Below are 23094 nucleotides of genomic sequence, written 5' to 3' on the forward strand. Positions count from 1 at the left end.
CTCAAGCGAGCTGGAAGCGCGCGACGAGCCGCTCCATCTGCTCGGCCTGCTCCTGCAACGACGCGCTAGCAGCCGCCGATTCCTCGACGAGCGCGGCGTTGCGTTGCGTGACCTCGTCCATCTGAGCGATCGCGACGTTCACCTGCTCGATGCCGTCGCTTTGCTGCTCCGAGGCATCGGCGATTTCGCCGACGATGCGATCGACGTCCGCGATCGCATCGATCACCGAATGGATCGCACCGTCGACTTGAACGAATAGCGCGGAGCCGCCCGTCACGCGCTCGATGGACGTCTGGATCAGCGCCTTGACGTCCTTCGCCGCGGACGCGCTGCGATGGGCGAGCGCGCGTACCTCGCCGGCCACCACCCCGAATCCCTTGCCTTGCTCGCCCGCGCGAGCGGCCTCCACGGCGGCATTCAGCGCGAGGATGTTGGTCTGAAACGCGATTCCTTCGATGACCGAGACGATCTCGGCCATTCGCGTCGAGCCTGCGTGCACCTCTTTCATGATGTCGACGGCAGACGTCACGATCGATCCCGTCCGCGAAGCGCGTTCGGCCGCCTCGGCGCTCAACTTGTTGGCATTCGCCGCGTTCGACGCGTTGTGCTTCACGGTCGAGGTCAACTGCTCCATGCTCGCCGCCGTCTCCTGGAGCGACGCCGCTTGCGTCTCCGTGCGTTGCGACAGATCCTGGTTGCCGGCCGCGATTTGCCCGCTGCCGACGAGCACCGATTGCGCCGCTCCGCGCGTCGCGGCGATCGTTTGCGTCCAGGCGGCGACCAGCGTATTGAGGCCGCGTTTGATCGAAGCGAACTCGTCGTGGCCCTGAACGTCGATCGACGCGCGCAAATCGCCCGTGCCGATCGCTTTCATCGAATTCGACAATTCGGCGACGTCTCGTTGCGTGCGCAACGCGAACCCAACGAATAGATAGAGCGCGCAGCCGACCGAGATCGCGCTCAGCAGCGACAGTACGGCGACCTCGCTGCGTTCGGCACGCGCGCGGGCATCCAACCGATCGCGGACAACTTGAGATAGCTCGGCGTGTGCGCGATAGAGCGCGGCGATCGCGTCCGTGCCTTGCTGAAAGAATGCGTTCGCATCGAGCGCCGGGGCGCCGTCGTGGCCGAGCGCTTCGACCGTATGGCGGAACGTATCGTAGGGAGCAAGGTCCATCGCCGCGACGGCGGCGCTAAGCGCTGAGCTCGTCGCTGCTTGCTGCATGCCGGAAATCGCATGGCGTAGCACGGCGCTTTGATCGTCGAGCAAGGCCGCGCGGGTTTGCAGCACGCCGCGATCGAGCTCGGCGAGTTGCCCCGCGCTCAATGCAGCGGCGCCTTTCCCACGCGTCACGCCGGCCGTTTCAGCGGCATTCGGCAGCCCGTATGCCACCGAATCGATCAGTACCGCGTTGATATCGTCGGGATCGAGCGCAAGTCCGGTGCGATCGGACAGGTCGCGCTCGAACATAAAGATCTCGCGCACAAGCGCCGTATGCGACGCGAACAACGCCGCGCCGGTCGGCCCAAGACCGGCCGCCGACAAATGCGCGTACCGATCGGCGAGGGCTTTGACGTCGGCGCGCATGTCGAAACGCGCACTCGCTTGCGTTTGCTCGGTGAGGCGAGCCAGCGATGCCTCGGCCGCAATGCTCGACGAATCGAAGGCGGATCGCATGCCCGCGTTGCCGGCCATGACCGCCGCCCCGGCGCCGCGGCGCACCTGCACCGCCTTGAGCAAATCCTGGGTGGTGGCGAGCATGGCAAGGCCGTCTTGCTCGCTCAGCGTCGCGCTGTAGGCACGCAGCGCGGAATGAAGTGTGGCGTAGAGCGTCGCGGACAACGGCGCCATGAACAACAGCGCCAGAATGACGAGCTTCTTGGGCATCTTGAGCCGGCCCATTAGCGCCATTCCAGGCGCAAATACAGCTTGAATCACGGTGTTCCCCAGCAAGTGCGCAGTCCACGTCGCATGTAGACCGATAAAAGCGCCGCGCTCGACGTGACGAAGTGCGATGCGTCCCGCCGGCGGCTCAGTTGTTCAGACGATACGCGGCTGAGGCGAACTGTCGATTGACTTACGTCAACGGCAAAAACCGGGGTAAAAGGGGCCATGATGGCGCGCCGGCGCGATGAAGGCGGGCGTTCGGCAAGATGAGGATGCACGGTGCCGGACGCGTGGCGGATGGACGCGGTCGACGCCCCCTTGTCAGGCGAGACGAATTCCGCCATAATCGCGCTCTTCTGTCCGGCGTGTTCAAGCGTCGGCGAAAGCCCAGGTGGTGAAACAGGTAGACGCAGGGGACTCAAAATCCCCCGCCGCAAGGCGTGCCGGTTCGAGTCCGGCCCTGGGCACCAAGAATTCTCGTGAAAGGCCCAGCCCGCAAGGCTGGGCCTTTTCATTTGGCGTAAATCTGGCGTAGCGAGCTATATCGGGACCCGCTTCCCGCGCGCTCGGCGACCAAGAATTCCACTTGCTAGGTGTTCTCGCCCCCGCACGAATTCCCGTCGACAACCAGCCCAAAAACAGTACGCTCGCACGGTTTTCACCTTCGCAGGCTCGTCCGCGTATGTAAACCATGCGATCGCATGGTTTACATACGCGGGGTGGCAACAGGTGATAAAATCCTTGCATTCGCATGGTTTTTGATCGCATTTCCTGCCGTCCCTCACAAACCGTTCGGACGCACTGTTTTTATAGCTCGGCACGCGCCCATTGGTCCGCTTACTGGCTTGCCATGCTGGATCACGCGCCAATGGCGCCGGACCGAGCCCATCATTGGAGCAAGTGGCCGTGACCTCCTTGCGGTCGCGGGCATCAAAGCCATTGCAACGCAGGCTGTACCCAGCCGTCGTCGTTCAAGGAGCCTACCCGTATGCGTCGAACAATCGAGCACGCCTCTGATATCGGCGGAGTGATTCGCGCCGCCCGAAAAATTCAGAAATTGCGCCAGGACGACGCCGCAGGCAGCGTTGGTGTAAGCGAATCTTTTATGGCCAAAGCCGAGCGCGGCACGGACACGGTGCAGTGGGGGAAAGTTTTTCAGATCCTTCAAGGCCTCGGCGTGCGAGTGGTCGTCGAGATCCCCAACGCAGACGACGAATTGCTCACGCGCCAAGCCGCCTTGGCAAGGTTTCGCTCCTCCGTGCGGGCGCTCCACGGTGCATTGCGTGCTAACGCCGAAAAAGGCGGCATAGGTGCGGCCGGAGCGAGGACGCAAGACTGGCTAACCGAACCCCCGACCGGACAGAAGGTGCTCTTGAGGGCCGCCGAACGCTTAGCGGCATCCGTCGAAACCGACAAGGCCAGTGCAGAACTCAGAGCATTAGCACGAAAACTCTTAGACGACGCCGAGCTTTTGTCAGATAGCGCTAAGCCCACTATCGGCCCCAAGGGACAAAAACGAGATGACTGAGCGAACTCTGCAAGCTTTTATCGACGGTCAGGAAATCGGCACGCTTCACGAGAACAATAACCTTTGGGCCTTTGAGTACGCCCGGTCGTGGTTGGAAAACCCCACGCGCTTTGCACTGAGCCCGCACCTCCCGCTCGACGACGGCATCTTGCGAGACGGTGCTACCACGCGGCCGGCACAGTGGTATTTCGACAATCCGCGTCAAAGTCGAAGTAACCTTAATCCGAGCCGTTCATGCCGCAAGGCGACGCGATCGAAAAGCGAGTCCATCGAAACATCCGAGGCCGCGACAATTCGCAGCGCGTAGTTGTGGTATTGAGATGCAGCGTTCATAAAGCGCTCGGCGTTGTCTCGATACCCGTCGATCAAGCCACGCTGGTACGCCTTTCGGACTCCCCGAGGCAACTCGTACTCCACGCGATCGCGTCCGGTAAGCGGATCGATCGACCTCGGCTTATCGGCTCTCATCAGATTTTCGATTTTCCCGAGCTCGCCGTCGGCTTCGGCAAGCATGCCCTCCGCCAACCGCAAATAGTGCTCGACGTCCAGATTGCTCGCCGCGACAGCGCCGAGCTCGTCTTCGGATGCATCGATCTCCGGCACACCGTTCGCCGCATCCCCTTCTTCCTCGACGCGCTGAACCGCGACTTCCGTGGGCCCAAACCGTACTCCCTTCCTCGCGCGCCGTCCCAAACCGAGCCGTCCGAACACATCGCCCAGCCTGCGTGATTTCAATATCGATACTGGGCGTTTAGCCGCGCCGCTCCCAATAGCCCGCCTAGCAATCCCTGAAGAAGAGATCGCGCTGGAACGAGCATGCACCGCCGCTAGCGCTTCATCGCTCGGCGACGGACTGATCCGCGCGAATGTCGAACGCGCCCAATTGACGAACGGCTCGACGGAATAATGTCCGGAAAGATCCCGCCGGTTGATCGGATCGCCGGCGCAGTATATGTAGGGATTGATTCCCCCGACGTCGAATGGGCTTAGATCGTCTGCCGCATTGAACCCCATGCGTCCGGGCAGGTACCAACGATACCCATTGCCTAACGGATAAGCGAACGTTACGGGATCGCGACGTGCACCCGTGAACGCAATCGAGTGAGCGCTCAGCACGGCCTGGCCTGGTTCAGTTCGGATCCGATACGGTCGGAAACGCTTGGCCTACCCGAAGGGTATCGACCTGCACTTGTCCCAATCCCTGAAGCGCCGCACTGCTTTCTATCGCAATCCTCGATGCGCTCTGCTGAAGCGTCCGTATTTCGTCCAATTGGTTTCCGAATCGATCCCCGTATCGATCGAGCGTCTGCGCGAAGTCACCGAGTTCGCGGTTCACGACAGACGCTTTCTCGGCCAGCACTCGGAGCGGCTGAGCAAACCGCTGTGCCGTCGGCGGATAAGCACGCCCGGTCGCGGCTCGCTCACGTTGTATCGCACGCAAGCGCTTGGATCGCCGGGCCAATGCCCTGCCCGCTTCGCTCTCGACCGCCGACACGGCTTCCCGTTGTTTGGCCATCCACTGCGAAATTTCATGCGGGAGCGGCGTCTGCGGCCGCGAGTTCGAAGGCGAATCGAACGAATCGAGAGACAGCGCCGACGGTCGATCGGCGAATTCACTATGCGTACTCGAACTCGAGTCTGCCCTTTCGCGTGCGTCCGGCGCGATCGACGTCGTACCGCTTTCGATCGATTGCTCCGACGCCGCCTGAGCCTCTTCGGGCGCCAGAGAAGACGCGGCCTCGTGCGTGCCTTCTCGCACGACCTTTGCCGCGATCCCCCTCGCTAGCAAGCTTAGCCAAGAGCGACCGCTCGGGTCGATCCGGTTCACCGGATCGGCACCGCAATAGGCGTAAGGATTGATGCCCCCTGCCCCGAAAGGGCTACGCTCATCCGGTGCGCCGAAGCGCATGAGCGGCGGCAGATACCAGCGATAGCCGGCACCCAACGGATAGGCGTGCGTGACAGCGTCGCAGTAGGCTCCGGCGAAGGCATTGGCCGTCTTGTTCATGGTCGTGCCCGTCTTCCAATATTCGCTATCTCGGCGCGCCTCATCCGGCGTGCCCCGCATCGGTGTTCTCGCTAGATGCTATGTGAGGACGTGCGGCATCGCGCTAGCAAAATTGATAGCGTGGGCGTTCGCTTATCTCCATCCGCGCCCGAGCGCCGCTAATCGTGCGAATGGCCTCGGTCAAGGAAGCGAGATAGCCGATCGACGCCGTCCAGTAATGTGGCATCGACACTGACGGCATGGCACCATCGCAGCCATCCGTTACCCTCCGGGCCGAAAGCAGCCCCAGGGGCAAGGCCGAGCCCCACTTCGCTCACCAACCGTTTGGCGAGTTCGAGCGAATCGTCTTGGCCGGCGATACGGAAAAATACGTACATTGCCCCCCCGGCTTCGGGCACCTGTACGCCCGGCAGAGAGGTCAGCGCCTGCGACAGCAGTGCTCGCGTATGCGACAAGCTTTCGCGCAAGCGCGCGATTTCCGGCTCGCCGCGTTCCAGCGCGATTGCCGCAGCGCGTTGCACAGGCTCGAATACGCAGGAGAAGTTGTATTCGATGATTTTGGCCAAATCCGCGGTGAGCGCTTCGGGTACGACCATCCATCCTGCTCGCCAGCCCGTCATGGACCAAGCTTTGGAAAAGCTGTTGACGGAAATGATCCGATCGCCCTCTTCGTAGTAAGCAAGAAACGACGGCGCCGAGCGCCGATTCGAGTCGTACACCAAGCGCTCGTAGACATCGTCGCAGACGATCCAGATGCCATGCTTGCGGCAATGGCTCAAGATGACTTGGACACTATGGTCGTCGATTGTCCATCCGGTCGGATTGTTCGGCGAATTGACGATCAACGCCCTCGTTCCCGGCGTCAATGCGTCTAAGAGGCGATCGAGATCGAGCGTCCAGCGGCCATCACTCACGCGCAGCGGAACACGCTCGACCTCGGCGCTCAGGATTTTGGGAATCTCGGTGATATTCGGCCATAACGGCGTCACCACCACGACGCGATCCTGAGCGGAAAGCAGCATCTCCGACGCAATCATGAGCCCCGTCACCCCGGAACTCATCACGGCGATACGTTCGGGCGCGATCGATCGACCATGAAGCTCGGAGAGATAGTTCGCGATACGCTCGCGCAGATACGGCCGCCCTAGGTTCTGCGAGTAGAAGGTCTCGCCTTGCGCGAGCGAGCGAGCCGCTTCATCGCGAATGAACTGGGCCGTCGCCATATCGGACTCCCCGAACCAAAACGGCAAGACATCGGCTCGACCCATGCCGCTATTGGCGACTTCTCGAATGAGCGAGCCGCCCAGGTTTTGGATGGCGGGTCGGGCCTGAACGGGGTAAAGGCGAGTGTCGGTCATGAGGCGTCTCGGCGTGGTTGATCGGGCCTGCGCGCGGATCGTTCGAACGCGGGTGCCAGGCGGCGATATCAGACGCCCTATATTCGCATGCCATTTCGATGCCGAGGGTGAAACTCACTAACGACGCACGAGCTTCGGCTAAACGGTTTCGTTCGAATGCAGAGCCCAAACGCCCGTCGTCGCGCCTCGCTTTGCACGACGATGGACGATGTGCGCGCCATACGCGAATAGCAACGCGGCAGCCGCTGCAACGAGATCGACGCCGAACACCGCCCCGTCATTTTGCACGATCGAACGGAGCCAATCGCCGGCGCCTAGCGCGACGTCGACTATCACAATGCTTGCGGACGCGACAGCCGCGGCCATCAGGAGATCGCGTGCGGCGAAGATCGGCGCGCGCCACACACAATGGCCGAGGCTCAGCGCGAGCGCGATGCAGAAGACGCGATCCGCGCCGACGCCGGGCAAGCATCGCGCGCCCACAAAGGCAACGGCTAGACCGACACAAGTACCGACGCACACCCCGACGGTCAAGCGCGCGATGTTGCGCGCCGCAAGCGGCTGCATGGCTACGTCGCGCTTGCGCCGCGCCTCGAGCCACATGAGGTTGCCGGTGAAGACCATAGCGGCACCGCAAAGCCCAAGCGCGAAGTAGGCCCAGCGCAACGCGAGTCCCCCATAGGTCCCGAAGTGAAGCCCGTAAATAGCGCTGCCGATCGCGTGATTCGCATCGCGCGCGCCGGCATGCTGGCTACCGGTTACGGTACCGCTCGTCAATCGCAGCGCAACCGCACTGCGCGTTCCGAGCGCTTTCGGGACATCGCCCCATACCTCCGCCCTACCGTTCGATTTTCCATAGTCGGTGAACGTCACCCACTCCGGCTCGAGATCGGGCACTTCGCGCCTCGCAGCCGCGAGAAGTTGTTCCGCCGACAACGGCCCCGCATTCGGCAGCTCTCCGTAGCCCGGTGCCGCGAGCGTGCTCGGCGACCACATCGCCGGCAACGCCGCAGACAGCCGATGATCGAACGCGATGTTGAAAACGAATGCGATCGCGGTTGTGAGGCACATGAATGCGCCCGTCACGGCAACCATCGCGTAAAACGGCAGCGGGAACAAGCCGAGCGCGCTGTGCGCATCTTGCCAAAAACGCTTGCGGTTCTTGCCGGGGCGTAACGCAAAAAGATCTTTTGCCAATCGCGGCCAGTGCACGATCAGGCCGCTCACCATCGCAAAGCCGAACGCAATGGACACCGCGCCCATCAAGTACATTCCGAACGGCGGCAGCGCGAGCGCGTAGTGCAATTTGTTGATGAACGGGGCTAGCCTCGGCGTGTCGAGCGGCACGAGCGCTCCGGCCGATGCAGATGCAGATGCGGAAGCCGAAGCGGCCCGCCGATCGAGCGCCGCGAAATGCCAGTGGCCACGTTCGAACCAAAACGCGGTCGGATCCGGCATGGCCGGGCTTGGCCACATGATGCCGAGCCGGCTAGCGGCTGTAGGATGCGCGACAAGCACTGCCGCGACGAGCCGGTCGACGTCGCCGGCCGACGGCTGTACGTGCCACGCCTGCCGGCGCTCCCAGCGACCGATCTGATCTTGAAACATGGTGAGCGCACCGGCGAGAAATGCAACGAACAGCGCAAGACCTGCAACGATACCGGTCCACGTATGCAGCCACTGATAGGCACGAAGTGTTTGCGTACGCATCGTCAACTTACGAACCGATCCATTTCGCGCCGCATACGAGCGCGAACGCGGCAAGATTGCCGCCCACGAGATACACCGACAAGCGCCGCCTCGAAGTTACGGCGATAAGCCCTGACGCGGTGCCCACCCAAACGGGAATCGTCAACACCATCGCGCCGATCGCGGCGTGCCGCCAGCCGCCCGGCAAGAGCATGGCCGATGCGGCGCATAGTGCGACCGAAAACGGCAGCGTCGCGGCGAACACGATCACGAAGCGAAATGGCATGGACGCCTCGCCCGGATTCGAATTCGCAGACGCCGAACGACTTCGACGGCGAACGGCGTGACGCTGCAACTCGCACCGATCGAGACACAGGTCGCGCACAAACCCGCGGGCCAACCGTGCGCGTCGATCCACTGCGCGCTCGAAAGCAGCGCGAACGCCCCGGCGAGGTAGCCCGCGCGGCGGCCGCGGACGATATTGCGCGAACTCGCATTGGCGGATGGCGAAGCGCGCCAGGCGAACGCCGCTGCAACGAAGCTAAGCGCACACGCAAACCAGTCGCTCATCGCGCTTGCCCCCGGGCATCGCTTGCCCTACTCGTTAGCATCCGCATCGACGTCATCGTCCGCTCAAAAATCGGTCGACAACGAGAACATCACCGTGCGCGGCGCGCCTTGGGTCAGATAGCCGCCGAGCGTCGAACTCCAGTACGCGTGATTGCCGACGTTGAGCACCATCGCGCGCAACTCGGTATCGTGGCCAAGGACCTTGCGGCGATAACGGGCACCCACGTCGAAGCGCGTCCAAGGCGCGATCGATAGCCGGTTGGCGACGTCGAGATACTGCTTGCTCGTATAGGTGGCGCGGCCCATCAGCGTGAAGCCGGTCAGCTCGGGAACGTCCCACTCGCCATTGAACGTGAACATGTAGCGCGGAACGCCGATGGGCCGATTGCCGTCGTCGATGCCGCCTGACGTACCGCGCAACGTCGCGTCGATGAGCGTGCCGCCCGCGATCAGCCGAAGGCCTTTGATCGGCTCGCCGAACATCGACACTTCGACGCCGCGATGGCGTTGATCGCCATTCGTGCCGTAGATCTGCGTGGCCGGATCCACATAGGCAGACGGTTGGTTGATCTGATAGACGGCCAGCGACGCGCCGTAGCGCTCGGCGTCGTACTTCACGCCCGCTTCCACTTGGCGGGAACGATACGGCGCGAGCATCTGATTGGCGTTGCGCGCCGTCGAAGGAGCCTGCCCGCCTTGCGACAGCGCCTCGGTACGGTTCAAGTAGAACGACAGATGCCGCCACGGCTTGACCACGAGCCCGAACACCGGCGTAGTCGCCGACTGGTCGTAGACCGACGCTGCTTTCCCCGTGTAGTCGTAGTCGGTGACATGCAGCTTTTGATAGCGCGCGCCGAGCGTGAACAAAATGCGATCGTTCAGCACGCCGAGCGTGTCCGCCATCGCGGCGCTACGCATCAGGGTCGTGCTGACCAAGCCCGGATCGGATAAATTGCCCCCGGAGAATGCGGTGGCAGGCTGCGGGACTTGCACCGTGTCGTACAGGCTCGTCGGGAAGGTCCCCGACATGTCGTAAGCGCTGTAGGTATTCAGATGCGAAATCGATACGCCCGCGCTGAGCCGGTGCGTCACCCAGCCGGTGGCGAATGCGCCGCGCACGCCCGCCTCGCCGGCTAGGCCATCGGCCTTGTACGGGACGCCGAGTCGATAACCGGACGTCGCCGTGGGCGAAACGTACCCCGGCGATTCGTACTGCCCGCTCTCGTTGTCGTGATGCACGCCCGCGCTCAAATAGGCGGTCCATCCCGGCAAGAAGTCGTATTCGGCCCGAGCCATCGCAATCGTGTCCTCGAGCGTGCTGTAGTTCCACGCCTGCGTGTAGTTGTAGCTCGCGGAAGGAACGGTGGGAATCGCATTGCCCCGCACGTAGACGACCGAGCGCCCGTCGGTGATGCGCTCGCGCTGATAGATGAAGTCGCCGTACAAGCGCAGCTTCTCGCCGCGGTAATCGAGCGACACCGACGTCATCGCATCGCGCCGATGCTCGCCGTCGATCGACGTCTCGCCGCCGTGGACGGACGAATTGACGCGAATGCCGAATTGATCGTGGTCGCCGAAACGCCGGCCGATGTCGACGTGCGTGCCGGCTTCGCCCGATGCCGTTCCCTCGAGCGTCAACCGGGTAAGCGGCTTATCGTCGGCGCGCTTCAATTGCAGATCGATGCCGCCGCCCACGCCCGAACTCGAGGGCGGCACACCGCCCACGAACGAGTTCGCCCCTTTGAAGACTTCGACGCGTTCGAGGGCTTCCGTCATGACGAGCTGACGCGGGACGATCCCGTACAAGCCGTTCATCGAGATGTCGTCGCCGTCGAGCGGGAAGCCGCGTACGACGAACTTCTGCGAAAAATTGCCGAAGCCGAACGCGGTGCGTACGGCCGGGTCGTTGGCGACGACGTCGGCGAGCGTGCGCGCCTGCTGCTGCTCGATCAGACGCGAGGTGTAGCTCGTGACGGCGAACGGCGTGTCCAGATTCGCTTGCTGGCCGAGCACGCCGTACTGCGCGCCGCGTGCGACTTGTCCGCCCGCATAGGTCGGGGCGTAATCGCCCGGCAAACGCTGAGCCTTCTCCTTGACCACGATGATGGGTAACGCACCATCGGCGACCGATGAGGCACCCGCGGGTGCCGCGACTTGCGCCGCGGCATGGCCGGCGATGGTCGCCAACAACGCGCCGGCGATGGAAACAGGAACAATGCGACGACGATGCGCGCCGCCGCGAACAACACCCCGATAGCGAATAGACATAGTTATTTGACGACCGACGATGCTTAAGGCCGCTGCCCTCGGTCGAGCAGCGGGATTTTTGAGATGCATATGATAAATGCAAATGAGACGGATTCCTATTTGCATTTATCGCCGAGAGAATGCGCCGATCGCCGCACTTCCCGCCGCACTTCCGCTGTACGGCCTCAGGCGCACACATGATTGACAATTAATATGTTGTATAACAACAATAGATGCCATTCGATCAAAGTGGCCATCGGCCTGCATGCCGAACGCCTCGCCCCACCGGAAACAGCCATGAGCGACCACACACAGCTCGCGCAGCCTTATCGGCTCGAGTCTCGCCATCCGCGGCGTTGCGCCGTGGGCGAGAGTCCCGTTTGGCGAGCGTCGGAAAACGCGCTTTATTGGGTGGACATACCGGCGCAAACGATCGTGCGTTACGAACTCGATCGTGCGCGCCGCACGCAATGGGCCTTGCCCGAGCGCGTGGGCTGCATCGCATTCGACCGCGCCGGCACCGTCCTGGCGGCCCTCGAGACGGGATTGTTCGCGCTCGAGTTGCACGAAAGCGAAGACCCCCTGCAACACGGCGACGATACGGGTCCCCATCCCGGCCGCGCGACCATTCGCCGCCTCGCGCCCGTCGCGCACGAGGCCGAGCGCATGCGCTTCAACGACGGCCGTTGCGATCGACAGGGACGCTTTTGGGCCGGCACGATGGTGCAGGACGCAACGGATCCGCATCCCGCCGGCAAGCTGTATCGATATACCGCGCAATGGGGCCTATCGGCGCCGGTCGTCTCGGGCTTGTGCACGCAAAACGGCTTGGCATGGTCGCCCGACGGCCGCACGATGTACCTCTCCGATTCGCACGCGTCGAGCCGACTCATTTGGGCCTTCGATTACGACATCGACGACGGCGTGCCGACGAATCGCCGCGTCTTCGCCGATCTGCACGACTATGTGGGCCGCCCCGACGGCGCGGCGATCGACGCCGACGGCTGCTATTGGACCTGCGCGAACGACGCCGGCCTGCTGCTCCGCTTCACCCCCGATGGCCGGCTCGAGCGCAAACTCGCACTGCCGGCCGCCAAGCCTTCGATGTGCGCATTCGGCGGTACCGGCCTCGATACGCTCTTCGTGACGACGATCTGTCCGAATACCGTCGGCGAACACGACGGCTTCGTACTCGCGCTGCACCCCGGCGTACGCGGTTTGCCCGAACCCGAGTTCGCCGGGACGTTGTAACGACCGATTCGCACGCAGGCGCGGCCGCGATACCGGCGACTGTGTGCGTCGGGTGCCGCATGAAAGGGGCGCAATCGAGCGGCACGCTATGATTTACGACTTGCCGTGACTTACAATCGGTCACACTCATGACAACTCATCCAACAACGCCCCAAATGGCCGAGCAGAAGGCGCCGCGCATGCCGGCGCGGATTTACAGCGACATCCTCAACCGAATCATCGACGGCGAGTACAAGGAAGGGGAACGGTTGCCGACCGAGCACGCCTTGGCGGAGCGTTTCGCGACGTCTCGTCCGACGGTGCGCGAAGCGCTCGCGCAGTTGCGCGCGGACGGCATCATCGCCACGCGCCACGGTTCGGGCACGACCGTCGTGCGACGGCCCGATCCCGACGTGCGCCGATTTGCGCCGCTCGAGACGTTATCGGACATTCGGCGCTGCTACGAATATCGCGTCGTGATCGAATCCGGCGCGGCCGCGCTGGCCGCCGAGAAAGCCGACGAGGAAGACATCGCCGCGATTCGTCGCGAATGGGACAACTTGCAGACGATCGTCGAGACCTCGGGGATCGGCGCGAAAGACGATTTCGCGTTTCATCTCGCCGTCGCGCGCGCCTCGAAAAATCAATTTTTCGTGGCGGCGCTCTCCGCGATTCAAGAGCAGATGGTGTTCAGCATGAACTTGTCGCGCAATCTATCGCTCGTGAAATCGATCGAGCGGCAGCGCGTGGTTCAGCAAGAGCATCTGGAAGTCCTGCAAGCGATCACGGAGCGCGATCCGCAGCGCGCCACGCGCGCCATGCGCGATCACCTCGAACACGCACTGAGCCGAATGTTCGGCTCCTAACGCGAAGAGCGCCGGCGACCTTGCGGCTTGCACCCGGCCGCCCTCTCCCGCAATCTTTCGAGACCTCTCCTCCCCTTCGCCTCGCCGTTAGGGAAAGCCCTGGGCCTCCCTAGATTTGCTTGACAACTTTTCCTGTATGGCCGACGATGTCTTACATGGTCGGCAGCGTGGGCGCTTCATCGAAGCGATACGCGCCTCATATGCCTGCACTCGGCTTTTCGCGTCGCGAACGATCGGCATTGCCGTCCGATCCGGCCTGGCGCTCGCTCCCCAAGAGACACACGATGACGAAACTCTGCGCGAACCTCACCATGCTGTTCGGCGAGGTCGATTTCATGGAACGCTTCGCACAAGCGGCAAACGCCGGCTTCAAAGGCGTCGAATTTCTATTCCCCTACGCATACGACAAACACGCGCTCGCCGAGCAGTTGCATACGCACGGCCTCACGCAAGTCCTGCACAACATGCCCGCCGGCGACTGGGCCGCGGGCGAGCGCGGCATTGCCTGCCTGCCCGATCGCGTGGGGGAGTTTCAAGACGGTGTCGGCACGGCGATCGACTATGCGCATACGCTCGGTTGCAAACAGCTGAACGTATTGGCCGGTATCGCACCCGCCGGCGTGGCGCCTGATGCGATTCGCGAAACGTTCGTCGCCAACGTAAAGTTCGCCGCGAAAGCCCTAGCCGCGGCCGGTATTCGTCTCTTGATCGAACCGATCAATACGTACGACATCCCCGGCTTTTACGTCAACCGTTCGCGGCAAGCGATCGAGCTGATCGAAGCTAGCGCGAGCGAGAACGTCTTTCTACAGTACGACATCTATCACATGCAGCGCATGGAGGGCGAACTGGCCGCAACGATCGAGGCCCTCCTGCCGAAGATCGCCCACCTGCAACTCGCCGACAACCCGGGGCGCCACGAACCGGGCACCGGCGAAATCAACTATCCGTTCCTATTCGCCCACCTCGACAAGCTTGGCTACGAGGGCTGGATCGGCTGCGAATACAAGCCGGCCACGACGACGTCCGCGGGTTTGCACTGGGCCGCGAACTATCTTTAACCGCACGACCGAACGCGCGAGCAATCACCGAGGACAGAGCAGATGAGCAAAGTCGGATTTATCGGCTTGGGCATCATGGGCGCCCCCATGGCCGCCCATCTTCTGAAAAGCGGCCACGAGCTGTTCGCGCATACGCGCCGCCAAGTGCCGAGCGAACTGACGGCAGCCGGCGCGCAACCGTGCGAAAACGCGAAAGCCGTGGCCGAAGCGGCCGACATCGTCATCACGATGCTGCCCGATACGGCCGACGTGGAAAAGGTGTTGTTCGGCGAAAACGGCGTCGCCGCCGGCCTCACGCCGGGCAAGCTCGTGATCGATATGAGCTCGATCTCGCCGCTCGCGACGCGCGAGTTCGCACAGCGCATCGAAGCGCTCGGCTGCGCGTATCTCGACGCCCCCGTATCGGGCGGCGAGGTAGGCGCGAAGGCGGCCACGCTGACGATCATGGCGGGCGGCCCGCAAGCCGCATTCGAGCGCGCTAAGCCGCTGTTCGACTTGATGGGCCGCAACGTCACGCTCGTAGGCGGCAACGGCGACGGCCAAACCGCTAAGGTCGCCAATCAAATCATCGTCGCGCTCACGATCGAAGCGGTCGGCGAGGCGCTGACGTTCGCCGCGAAGGCCGGCGCGGACCCGGCCAAGGTACGCGAGGCGCTGATGGGCGGATTCGCCTCGTCGCGCGTGCTTGACGTTCACGGCGAGCGGATGATCAAACGCACCTTCGATCCCGGCTTTCGGATCGAGCTGCACCAGAAGGATCTGAACCTCGCGCTGGAGAGCGCCCGCGCGCTCGCGATGGCATTGCCGAACACCGCCAGCACGCAACAGCTCTTTAGCGCATGCGTCGCCCAAGGCGGCCGAGGGTGGGACCATTCCGCGATCGTGCGCGCACTCGAACATATGGCGAACTATACGCCGGCGCCGGCGGGCGACGCGAGCGCTTAGCGCACCTTGAAGACGTATGCGGTCGAGCGCCGACCGGCAACATCCATAAGGCGCGGTCAGGAGACAAACCATGCAACATCGTCCGATCAAGGGATTGCGGTGGTGGATCGTCGGGCTGCTCGTGCTCGGCATGAGCTTCAACTATCTAGCCCGGAGCTCGCTCGCCGTCGCCGCGCCGACACTCACCGAGAAGCTGCATCTGACCACGCAGCAGTATTCGTACGTCGTCACCGCGTTCCAGGCCGCCTATGCGCTTGCGCAGCCCGTCGCCGGCTTCGTCATCGATCTCGTCGGCCTCAAAATCGGCTTCGCGATCTTCGCGCTCGCCTGGGCAGTGTCGAACATGCTTCACGGGCTTGCCATGAGTTGGCCCGCGTTGGCAACGTTTCGCGCGATGCTCGGCGTGAGCGAAGCGGCGATCTTCCCCGCTGGGATGAAAACGATCAGCCAATGGTTCCCCGCCAAGGAACGTTCGATCGCGGCCGGCTGGCTCAACACCGGCACGTCGCTCGGCGCGATGCTTGCACCGCCGCTCGTCGTTTTTTGCATCGTCAAATACGACTGGCAAATGGCCTTCGTCATCACGGGCGGCGTAGCCCTGCTCTGGGTCGCCCTTTGGCTCGTCTTCTTCCGCTCGCCGCAAGAACACCCGCGCCTCGCGCCCGCCGAATTCGACTACATCCGCCAGGGGCAGACGCAAAACCAGCGAACCGGCAGCGCGCAGCGTCCTTCTTGGCGCGCCATCGTCCGTACGCGCCGCTTCTGGGGTATCGGCATCGCCCGCATGCTGGCCGAACCGGCATGGCAAACGTTCGGGGCCTGGATTCCGCTCTACATGGTGACCGTGCGGCACATGAACTTGAAAGAGATCGCGCTATTCGCCTGGATGCCGTTTCTCGCGGCCGATCTCGGCAGCCTCCTCGGCGGATACCTGGCGCCGTTCTTCATGCGGCGGTTCGGCGTCTCGCTCGTCACCTCGCGCAAGCTCGTGATCGTGACCGGCGCCGTGTTGATGATCGGCCCCGCCTGCGTCGGTCTCGCCGCGAGCCCATACGCCGCCATCGCGCTCTTTTGCGTCGGCACGTTCGCGCATCAGGCGCTCTCGGGCGCGCTATTCACGCTCGCTTCGGATGTTTTCGGCCAGCACGAAGTGGCAACCGCGACCGGGCTCTCCGGGATGCTCGGCTACTTCGGCGCGACGATCTTCTCGCTCGTCGTCGGCGCGCTCGCCGGCACCGTCGGCTACAACCCGCTTTTCGTCTGCTTGATGCTGTTCGACGTCATCGGCGCCATCGTGGCGTGGAAGCTGATCTTGCCGAACGAGCCTTCGGGACCGCGTCCCGAACCGCTCGACGCCCGTGGCGCGCTAAGCGTGTGAGCGGCGAGCGAACTCCCCTTTGAAGCCCCTTCGACAAGGACTTGTATCGTGAAGAAAGTTGCATTGACCGGTGCGGCTGGCCAACTCGGCCGCGTATTGCGCAAAGCGCTCGTCGAGCGCGGCGTGAACCTCAGATCGGCGGCGGGCTCCCAGCGGCTCGAGCCGATCGCCGACGGCGAAGACGTCATGCACGGCGATCTGCGCGACGCCGCAGTCGTCGATCGCTTGCTCGACGGCGTCGACGTGCTGATTCATATGGCCGGGACGAGCGTCGAGCGCCCGCTGCCCGAAATCATCGAGAACAACCTGCGCGCGCTCGTCGAAGTGTACGAAGGCGCGCGCCGTCACGGAACGAAGCGCATCGTCTTCGCCAGCTCGAATCACGCAATCGGCATGCATCCGGTCGAATCGAAACTCGGTCTCGATTGCGATTTTCGTCCCGACGGCTTTTACGGCCTCAGCAAGATGTGGGGCGAAGGCCTCGCTCGCCTGTACTGGGACAAGCACGGCATCGAAAGCGTTTGCATCCGGATCGGCAGTTGCATCGAGAAACCCACCGAGTTCCGCCATCTAAGCACGTGGCTCGGCTTCGACGATCTGCTGCAATTGATCACCCGCTCGATCGAGGTGCCCGATCTCGGCTTCGAGGTGGTATGGGGCGTATCGGCTAATACGCGCAGCTACTGGGACAATACGGGAGCCGCGCGACTCGGCTATCGGCCGACGCAGAACGCGGAAGACTATGCGGCCGAGATCCTGGCGAAGCCGAACGCGATGGATGCGGTCGGCCAGCGTTACCAAGGCGGCAGCTTCGCGAGCTTCGATTTCTCCAGGCCCGCGCCCAGCGCCGCGCCGCGTTAAGCGCACACTTCGACGTCACGGGGGAACCCAGCGATGAACCTGCCCGAGAATCGTTTCAAGCGCGCGCTCGCCGCGCGCCGGCAACAGATCGGCTTATGGTCGAGCCTCGCGAATCATATAACGGTCGAATTGCTGGCCGGCGCGGGCTTCGATTGGCTCGTGCTCGACATGGAGCACGCGCCCAATGAACTGCCGATGGTCGTCGGCCAGCTCCAAGCGATGGCGGCCTACGACACGCATCCGGTCGTACGCCCGCCTTGGAACGACATGGTGACGATCAAACGGCTGCTCGACGTCGGTGTCCAGACGCTCCTGATTCCCTACGTCGAAACCGAAGCGCAGGCACGCGACGCCGTCGCGTTCACGCGCTACCCGCCCGAAGGCGTACGCGGCTATGCCTCGGGCGCGCGAGCTTCCGGCTACGGCCGCATCGCGGACTACACGGCACGGTGCGCCGACGAATTGTGCGTGCTCGTGCAAGTCGAGAGCCGTCTCGGGCTCGAGAACCTCGAACGAATCGCAGCCGTCGAGGGCGTCGACGGCGTGTTCGTCGGGCCCGGCGACCTCGCCGCGGCACTCGGCCATGCCGGCGAGATCGCGCATCCCGAGGTGCAAGCGACGATCGAAAAGACGATCGAGCGCATCGTCGCCACGGGCAAACCGGCAGGCATCTTGACGCCGAACGAAACGTTCGCGCGCTGCTATATCGAACTGGGCTGTTTGTTTACCGCGGTCGGCTCCGACATCGGCATTCTCGGACGCGGCGCCGAGCAGCTCGCCGCGCGCTTCAAGCGCGGCGCTTGAGCCGCGCCTGCGCCTCGGCTCACTCGAGGTGAAACGCCGCGACGGCATCGAGCAAGAGCGTCGCCTGTTCTTGCAACGACTTGGCGGCGGCCGCGGCTTGCTCGACGAGCGCGACATTGTTTTGCGTCGCGTCGTCGATCTGACCGATGGCGCCGTTCACAGCCTCGATACCGGCGCGCTGTTCGCTCGCGGCGGCTTCGATTTCGACCACGATCTGCGTCACTCGCCGCACGGCTCGCATCGCTTCGTTCATCGTCTCGCCCGCTACCGTGACGAGGGCCGCACCCTCGTCGATACGCGCGGACGAGTGTCCCAGCAGTTCTTTGATCTCCTTCGCGGCCGTCGCCGCGCGCTGCGCGAGCGAGCGCACTTCCGACGCGACGACGGCAAAGCCCCTGCCCTGCTCGCCGGCGCGCGCGGCTTCGACTGCCGCGTTCAACGACAAGATGTTCGTTTGAAACGCAATGCCCTCGATCATGCCGGTGATCTCGGCGACCTTGCGCGACGATGCCGTGATACCGTTCATCGTGTCGATCACTCGCTCTACCGCCTCGCCCCCGCGCGTGACCGTCTCTAGCGCGCCGCTCGCGAGGCGCCTCGCCTCTTGAGCATGACCGGCGTTCTCCTTCACCGTCGACGACAGCGTCTCCATCGTCGACGCCGTTTGCTCGAGCGACGCCGCCTGCCGCGCCGTACGGACCGACAAATCGCGGTTGCCTGCGGCGATTTCCTCGACGCCGGCCGCAATGACGCCGGCGCCGCCGCGCACCGCCGCGACCGTCGTCGCGAGTCCATCGCGCATCTGCCGCAGTGCGCCCAAAAGCTGCCCCATCTCGTTGCTCGAACCGTGCGCGATCGAACCGGTGAGATCGCCGGCCGCGATTCGGCCGAAATGGCCGATGGCGCGATCGATCGGCTTTACGAGCGCGCGGCTGAGCAGCGCGCGAGCCGCGACACCGAGCGCGATCGCCGCCGCGCCGATGGCGCCGAACAGCAACAACGACGTCCCAACGCGCCGCGTCAATGCGTCGGCGCTCGCATGCTGCGAGTTCGTCTGCATCGCTTCGAGGGCACCGATGGCCTTCGCATAGGCGCCGTAGCTGCTATCGGCGATATCGCCCTGGATCGCGCGGAACGTCGCGAAGTCGCCGCCGACAAGCGCTTTGTACTCGGGCTCGATGGCTTTGCCGACGAGCACGGCGCGCGCGGCGGCGACCTGCGCCCCCAGTTCGCGCTGAGTTTCGCTCTCGAACCGGCGATGCGCATACGCATCGAAATCGGCATTAGACTGCGCGAGCAATCGGTGCGCTTCGTCGAGCAGCCCATCTGTGGGTTTGCCCACATGAAACTTGATCTCATAGCTCGACAGCGCGAGGCGCACTTGCAACAGCTTCTCCGAACTCGCGTGCAGCGACTCGATCGCCGACGCCCCTCGCTGCGCTTGCTCGAAACCGTCGATGGCGTGCCGCAGCGTGTCATAGCCGATCCCGATCACGGCCATCAATAAGGCGGCGAAGACGCAGACGGTCGCCGTGAGGCCCGCGCGGATCTTGATGTTCTCGAGCATGAGGTCTCCTGATGGGTTGATCGTTCGATCGTTGTTATTCGATTACGCGGACACCGTCCATCCGTAAAAAAGGCCCGCGCAAGCGGGCCCATCGGCGAGAACGAATGCGACGCCCGCTGCACCCGGCGTCAAAACACGGGATGCGCGTTGATGAGGCTCGGCAGCCAGGTCGAAAAGTACGGGAAATACGTCACGATATTGATCGCGCTGAAAATCGCCAGGTAATAGGGCCACGCGATCTTCGTCGTCTCACCGATCGACACGTCGCCGATCGCGCAGCCGATGAACTGCACGGAACCGATCGGCGGATGGACGAGCCCAAGCGAGCAATTGAGCAAGATCATGATCCCGAATTGCACCGGACCGACGCCGTAATGCATCGCCATCGGCAAGAACAGCGGCGTCGTGATCAAGATATGCGCGGCCATGTCGACGAACGTACCGAGGAACACCTGGATGATGTTGATGTAGAGCAGCATGAGCCAGGGCACGGTCGTCGCGTGCTCGAGCAAATGCTCGATTGCGTCGGGAATCTCGAGGTACGCCATCTGAAAGCGCAGCATGTTCGACACGCCGATCAACAGCAGCACGACGCCGGTCGTGCGCGTTGCGCGCGCGAGCGATACGCCGAGCTTTTTGAGCGTCATCGTTCGATAGACGAGGAACGTCAGCACGAGCGAATAGGCGACCGCGATCGCCGCGGCCTCGGTCGCCGTCGCGATGCCTTTGGCGACGCACAGCAAGATAATGACGATGACGAGCAGCCCCGGAATCGCCCCGACGAACGACTTGCCCACGGCGAACCAGCCCGGAAAAATCGGCAGCTCGGACGTGCCGTCGGCGCGGCGCGGGAAGCGATAGCGCACGGCCTGCCAATAGGCGGCCAACAGCACGAAACCCATCACCCACAGCACCGGAAGCAGTCCCGAGAACAGCAGGTCGCCGATCGATACGCCACTGACCGAATGCCCTGCGACGATGCCCGTGATCCCTTGCGCGGCGAGCGCGTAGATGATCATGTTGGTCGACGTGGGCATGAGCGCGCCCGCGAGCGAGGCGTGCGTCGTCACGTTGACCGCGTAGGCCGCGCTATAGCCCTCGCGCTTCATGAGCGGAATCACGACGCCGCCCATCGCCGACGTATCGGCCGTAGGCGAACCCGAGACGCCGCCGAACAGCGTGCAGGCGACGACGTTCGCCATCCCCAGGCCTCCGCGGAAATGGCCGACGGTCGCTTGCGCGAAGCGCAAAATGCGATCGGCGATCCCGCCGTGCAGCATCAGCTCGCCGGAAAGGATGAAAAACGGCACCGCCAGAAACGAAAAGGCGTTGATACCCGAAACCATCGCCTGCATCGCGGTCGCAAGCGGCAGTCCTTCATACAGGTAGGTCAGCACGCACGAGAGACCCAACCCGAACGAAACCGGTACGCCCAGCACGAGAAAGACGATAAAACTGACGACCAGAATCAAGAGTTCCATGTGAATCACGTCCGCTTTGGCGCGAAGAGCGCCAGCAAGCGCTCGATTGAGAAAAGTATGGTGCAGGCGCTGGCGACGAATGGAATCGCGTAGCGAATCGCTTCCGGCAACCCGAGAATGGGAATCTGGTCGTCGAAGGTCGTCGTCGCCATCTCCTTCGTGCCGAAGCAAACGGCGACCGAAAACGCGACGAGGCAAAGCTGCTGCAACGCCTCGAGCGCAAGCCGCCACCTCGGCGGCAAGGCTTTGGCCAGCGAATCCAAGCCGATATGTCCACCGTCGCGCACTTTGAGCGCCGCGCCCATGAACGCCACCACGAGCACCATGAGCAAGCCGATCGGCTCGACGTAGTCGGGTGCGTTATCGAACAGATAGCGCATCACGACGCTGTACATGACGAGTACGCAAAGCACGGCGAGGCAAATCGAGGCGAGCACGGTGATCAAGAGGGCCACCATGCCGCTCGGACGCTTGATGATGTTCATTGGGTCGGTCTCTCATACAAGACGTGACGGCCCCTCTGGCGTCTCTCGCGGCGGCGCCTGCGAGGCGGCCTTCGGGGCGTCGACGTGGCTCGAGCGCATAGGCGCTCGAGCGTGCGGTCTCGGCGCTTACTTGGTCGCCACGATCTCGTCGACGATGCTCTTCATCGCCGGCGTCTTTTCGTACTTGGCCCAAACGGGCTGCATCGCCTTGACGAATGCCGCGCGATCGACCTGCGCCGCCGGGACGATCGTCACGCCGGCCTTTTTGACCGTCTGCACGCCGTCGGCCTCTTTCGCCACCCAGAGCTTCTCGTAGTAAGGCACCGAATCGGCCGCCGCCTTGCGGATCGCTTGTTGCTCTTGCGGCGTCAACGTGTCCCAGATCTTCTTCGAGAACACCACCACTTCGGGCGTCATCGAGTGCTGAGTTTCGGAGAACACGGGCGCGACTTCATAGTGCTTCGTTTCGACGTACGAGGGGATGTTGTTCTCGGCCGCGTCGACAAGCCCCGTCTTCAGCCCCGTGTAGACCTCCGAGAACGGCATCGGCGTCGGCGTGCCGCCCATGGCCTTGATCTCGTCGACCATGAGGTCCGACGGCTGCACGCGCACCTTCACGCCCTTCATGTCGGCCGGCGAATGGATCGCCTTCTTGCCGTAGACCGAGCGCGCGCCGCTCTCGTAGAACGTGAGCGCGACCATGCCCTTAGCGGCGAACGCATCCAGAATCTTTTGCCCCACCGGGCCGTACATGACCTTGCGGAAATGATCGATATCGCGGAACAAGAACGGCAGCGACGGAATCATCGATTCGGGAACGATGTCGTTGAACGCCGCCGCGTTCGCGCGAACCATGTCGATCGCACCGATCCGAACCTGATCGATCGTGTCGTTCTCGGAGCCGAGCGCGCTGTTGCCGAACACCTTCAGGCTGTCCTTGCCGCCCGTGTCCTTCGAGATTTCATCGCCCATGAACTTCAGCGCCATCGTGGTCGGGAAGGTGTCGCTATGCACGTCCGCCGCGCGGAATACGCGTGCCTGGGCCGTCCCGGCCGCGAGCGCGAGCCACGAGGCAGCCAACGCCATCGCGACGCTGGACAGGGCCAATTTGCGTTTCATCTTGTGATC

General features: G+C 63.4%; 20 protein-coding genes, 1 tRNA gene and 2 pseudogenes. 10 read left to right on the top strand and 13 right to left on the bottom strand.

Annotated elements, in window-relative coordinates:
• Position 1: 1 nt before the first annotated feature.
• Positions 2-1912, bottom strand: a complete 1911-nt coding sequence (locus AB1286_RS07385; RefSeq protein ID WP_430365012.1) for a methyl-accepting chemotaxis protein — start codon at positions 1910-1912, stop codon at positions 2-4.
• A gap of 361 nt (positions 1913-2273) precedes the next feature.
• On the opposite strand from AB1286_RS07385, the gene AB1286_RS07390 reads away from it, so the two are divergent.
• From AB1286_RS07390 to AB1286_RS07400, 3 genes and pseudogenes are all read left to right on the top strand, one after another.
• A tRNA-Leu gene (locus AB1286_RS07390) sits at positions 2274-2358 on the top strand.
• A gap of 518 nt (positions 2359-2876) precedes the next feature.
• Positions 2877-3117 (top strand): annotated as a pseudogene (locus AB1286_RS07395) (helix-turn-helix domain-containing protein); the annotation flags it as partial.
• Between the two features lie 291 nt (positions 3118-3408).
• Positions 3409-3723, top strand: coding sequence for a HipA N-terminal domain-containing protein (locus AB1286_RS07400; RefSeq protein WP_430362647.1), 315 nt, complete (start codon positions 3409-3411; stop codon positions 3721-3723).
• Here the strand turns inward: AB1286_RS07400 and AB1286_RS07405 are convergent.
• From AB1286_RS07405 to AB1286_RS07440, 8 genes and pseudogenes are all read right to left on the bottom strand, one after another.
• Positions 3618-4151: a hypothetical protein gene (locus AB1286_RS07405; RefSeq protein WP_430365140.1), complete on the bottom strand. Its 534-nt coding sequence runs from the start codon at positions 4149-4151 to the stop codon at positions 3618-3620. The genes AB1286_RS07400 and AB1286_RS07405 overlap by 106 nt on opposite strands.
• 183 nt (positions 4152-4334) lie before the next feature.
• Positions 4335-4532: pseudogene (locus tag AB1286_RS07410) on the bottom strand (RHS repeat-associated core domain-containing protein); the annotation flags it as partial.
• Positions 4533-4545: 13 nt separating this feature from the next.
• Positions 4546-5484 carry an RHS repeat-associated core domain-containing protein gene (locus tag AB1286_RS07415; protein WP_430362648.1) on the bottom strand — a complete coding sequence of 313 codons (939 nt, stop codon included), beginning with the start codon at positions 5482-5484 and terminating at the stop codon, positions 4546-4548.
• A 98-nt stretch (positions 5485-5582) separates the two neighbouring features.
• Positions 5583-6782: a pyridoxal phosphate-dependent aminotransferase gene (locus AB1286_RS07420; protein ID WP_430362649.1), complete on the bottom strand. Its 1200-nt coding sequence runs from the start codon at positions 6780-6782 to the stop codon at positions 5583-5585.
• Between the two features lie 138 nt (positions 6783-6920).
• Entirely contained in the window at positions 6921-8492 is a 1572-nt protein-coding gene (locus AB1286_RS07425; protein WP_430362650.1) for a PepSY-associated TM helix domain-containing protein, read from the bottom strand.
• A 7-nt stretch (positions 8493-8499) separates the two neighbouring features.
• The gene (locus AB1286_RS07430) at positions 8500-8757 is read right to left on the bottom strand and encodes a hypothetical protein (protein ID WP_430362651.1); all 258 of its coding nucleotides are present in this window, start codon (positions 8755-8757) and stop codon (positions 8500-8502) included.
• Positions 8739-9041, bottom strand: a complete 303-nt coding sequence (locus AB1286_RS07435) for a hypothetical protein (protein WP_430362652.1) — start codon at positions 9039-9041, stop codon at positions 8739-8741. The genes AB1286_RS07430 and AB1286_RS07435 overlap by 19 nt, the downstream gene beginning before the upstream one ends.
• Positions 9042-9104: 63 nt before the next feature.
• A complete protein-coding gene (locus AB1286_RS07440) occupies positions 9105-11309 on the bottom strand; it encodes a TonB-dependent receptor (RefSeq protein WP_430362653.1) in 2205 nt (734 codons plus the stop codon).
• 276 nt (positions 11310-11585) lie between these two features.
• Here AB1286_RS07440 and AB1286_RS07445 point away from each other — a divergent pair, with 276 nt between their 5' ends.
• From AB1286_RS07445 to AB1286_RS07475, 7 genes are all read left to right on the top strand, one after another.
• Complete coding sequence (locus tag AB1286_RS07445) at positions 11586-12539, top strand: SMP-30/gluconolactonase/LRE family protein (RefSeq protein ID WP_430362654.1); 954 nt, start codon at positions 11586-11588, stop codon at positions 12537-12539.
• A 155-nt stretch (positions 12540-12694) separates the two neighbouring features.
• The gene (locus AB1286_RS07450) at positions 12695-13384 is read left to right on the top strand and encodes a FadR/GntR family transcriptional regulator (protein ID WP_430362655.1); all 690 of its coding nucleotides are present in this window, start codon (positions 12695-12697) and stop codon (positions 13382-13384) included.
• A gap of 284 nt (positions 13385-13668) precedes the next feature.
• Positions 13669-14445, top strand: a complete 777-nt coding sequence (gene hyi, locus AB1286_RS07455) for a hydroxypyruvate isomerase (protein ID WP_430362656.1) — start codon at positions 13669-13671, stop codon at positions 14443-14445.
• A 42-nt stretch (positions 14446-14487) separates the two neighbouring features.
• Positions 14488-15390 carry a 2-hydroxy-3-oxopropionate reductase gene (locus AB1286_RS07460; protein ID WP_430362657.1) on the top strand — a complete coding sequence of 301 codons (903 nt, stop codon included), beginning with the start codon at positions 14488-14490 and terminating at the stop codon, positions 15388-15390.
• Between the two features lie 70 nt (positions 15391-15460).
• Entirely contained in the window at positions 15461-16768 is a 1308-nt protein-coding gene (locus AB1286_RS07465; protein WP_430362658.1) for an MFS transporter, read from the top strand.
• A 48-nt stretch (positions 16769-16816) separates the two neighbouring features.
• On the top strand, positions 16817-17629 hold the full coding sequence (locus tag AB1286_RS07470; protein ID WP_430362659.1) for an NAD-dependent epimerase/dehydratase family protein: 813 nt from the start codon (positions 16817-16819) through the stop codon (positions 17627-17629).
• Between the two features lie 33 nt (positions 17630-17662).
• Entirely contained in the window at positions 17663-18433 is a 771-nt protein-coding gene (locus AB1286_RS07475) for an HpcH/HpaI aldolase family protein (RefSeq protein WP_430362660.1), read from the top strand.
• Positions 18434-18452: 19 nt separating this feature from the next.
• Here AB1286_RS07475 and AB1286_RS07480 read toward each other — a convergent pair whose 3' ends face one another.
• From AB1286_RS07480 to AB1286_RS07495, 4 genes are all read right to left on the bottom strand, one after another.
• The gene (locus AB1286_RS07480; RefSeq protein ID WP_430362661.1) at positions 18453-20000 is read right to left on the bottom strand and encodes a methyl-accepting chemotaxis protein; all 1548 of its coding nucleotides are present in this window, start codon (positions 19998-20000) and stop codon (positions 18453-18455) included.
• A gap of 128 nt (positions 20001-20128) precedes the next feature.
• The gene (locus AB1286_RS07485; protein WP_430362662.1) at positions 20129-21481 is read right to left on the bottom strand and encodes a TRAP transporter large permease; all 1353 of its coding nucleotides are present in this window, start codon (positions 21479-21481) and stop codon (positions 20129-20131) included.
• A gap of 5 nt (positions 21482-21486) precedes the next feature.
• The gene (locus tag AB1286_RS07490) at positions 21487-21966 is read right to left on the bottom strand and encodes a TRAP transporter small permease (RefSeq protein WP_430362663.1); all 480 of its coding nucleotides are present in this window, start codon (positions 21964-21966) and stop codon (positions 21487-21489) included.
• Between the two features lie 126 nt (positions 21967-22092).
• Positions 22093-23085: a TRAP transporter substrate-binding protein gene (locus tag AB1286_RS07495; RefSeq protein ID WP_430362664.1), complete on the bottom strand. Its 993-nt coding sequence runs from the start codon at positions 23083-23085 to the stop codon at positions 22093-22095.
• Between the last annotated feature and the right edge of the window lie 9 nt (positions 23086-23094).

The organism is Trinickia sp. NRRL B-1857, from assembly GCF_050470685.1.
GTDB lineage: Bacteria > Pseudomonadota > Gammaproteobacteria > Burkholderiales > Burkholderiaceae > Trinickia.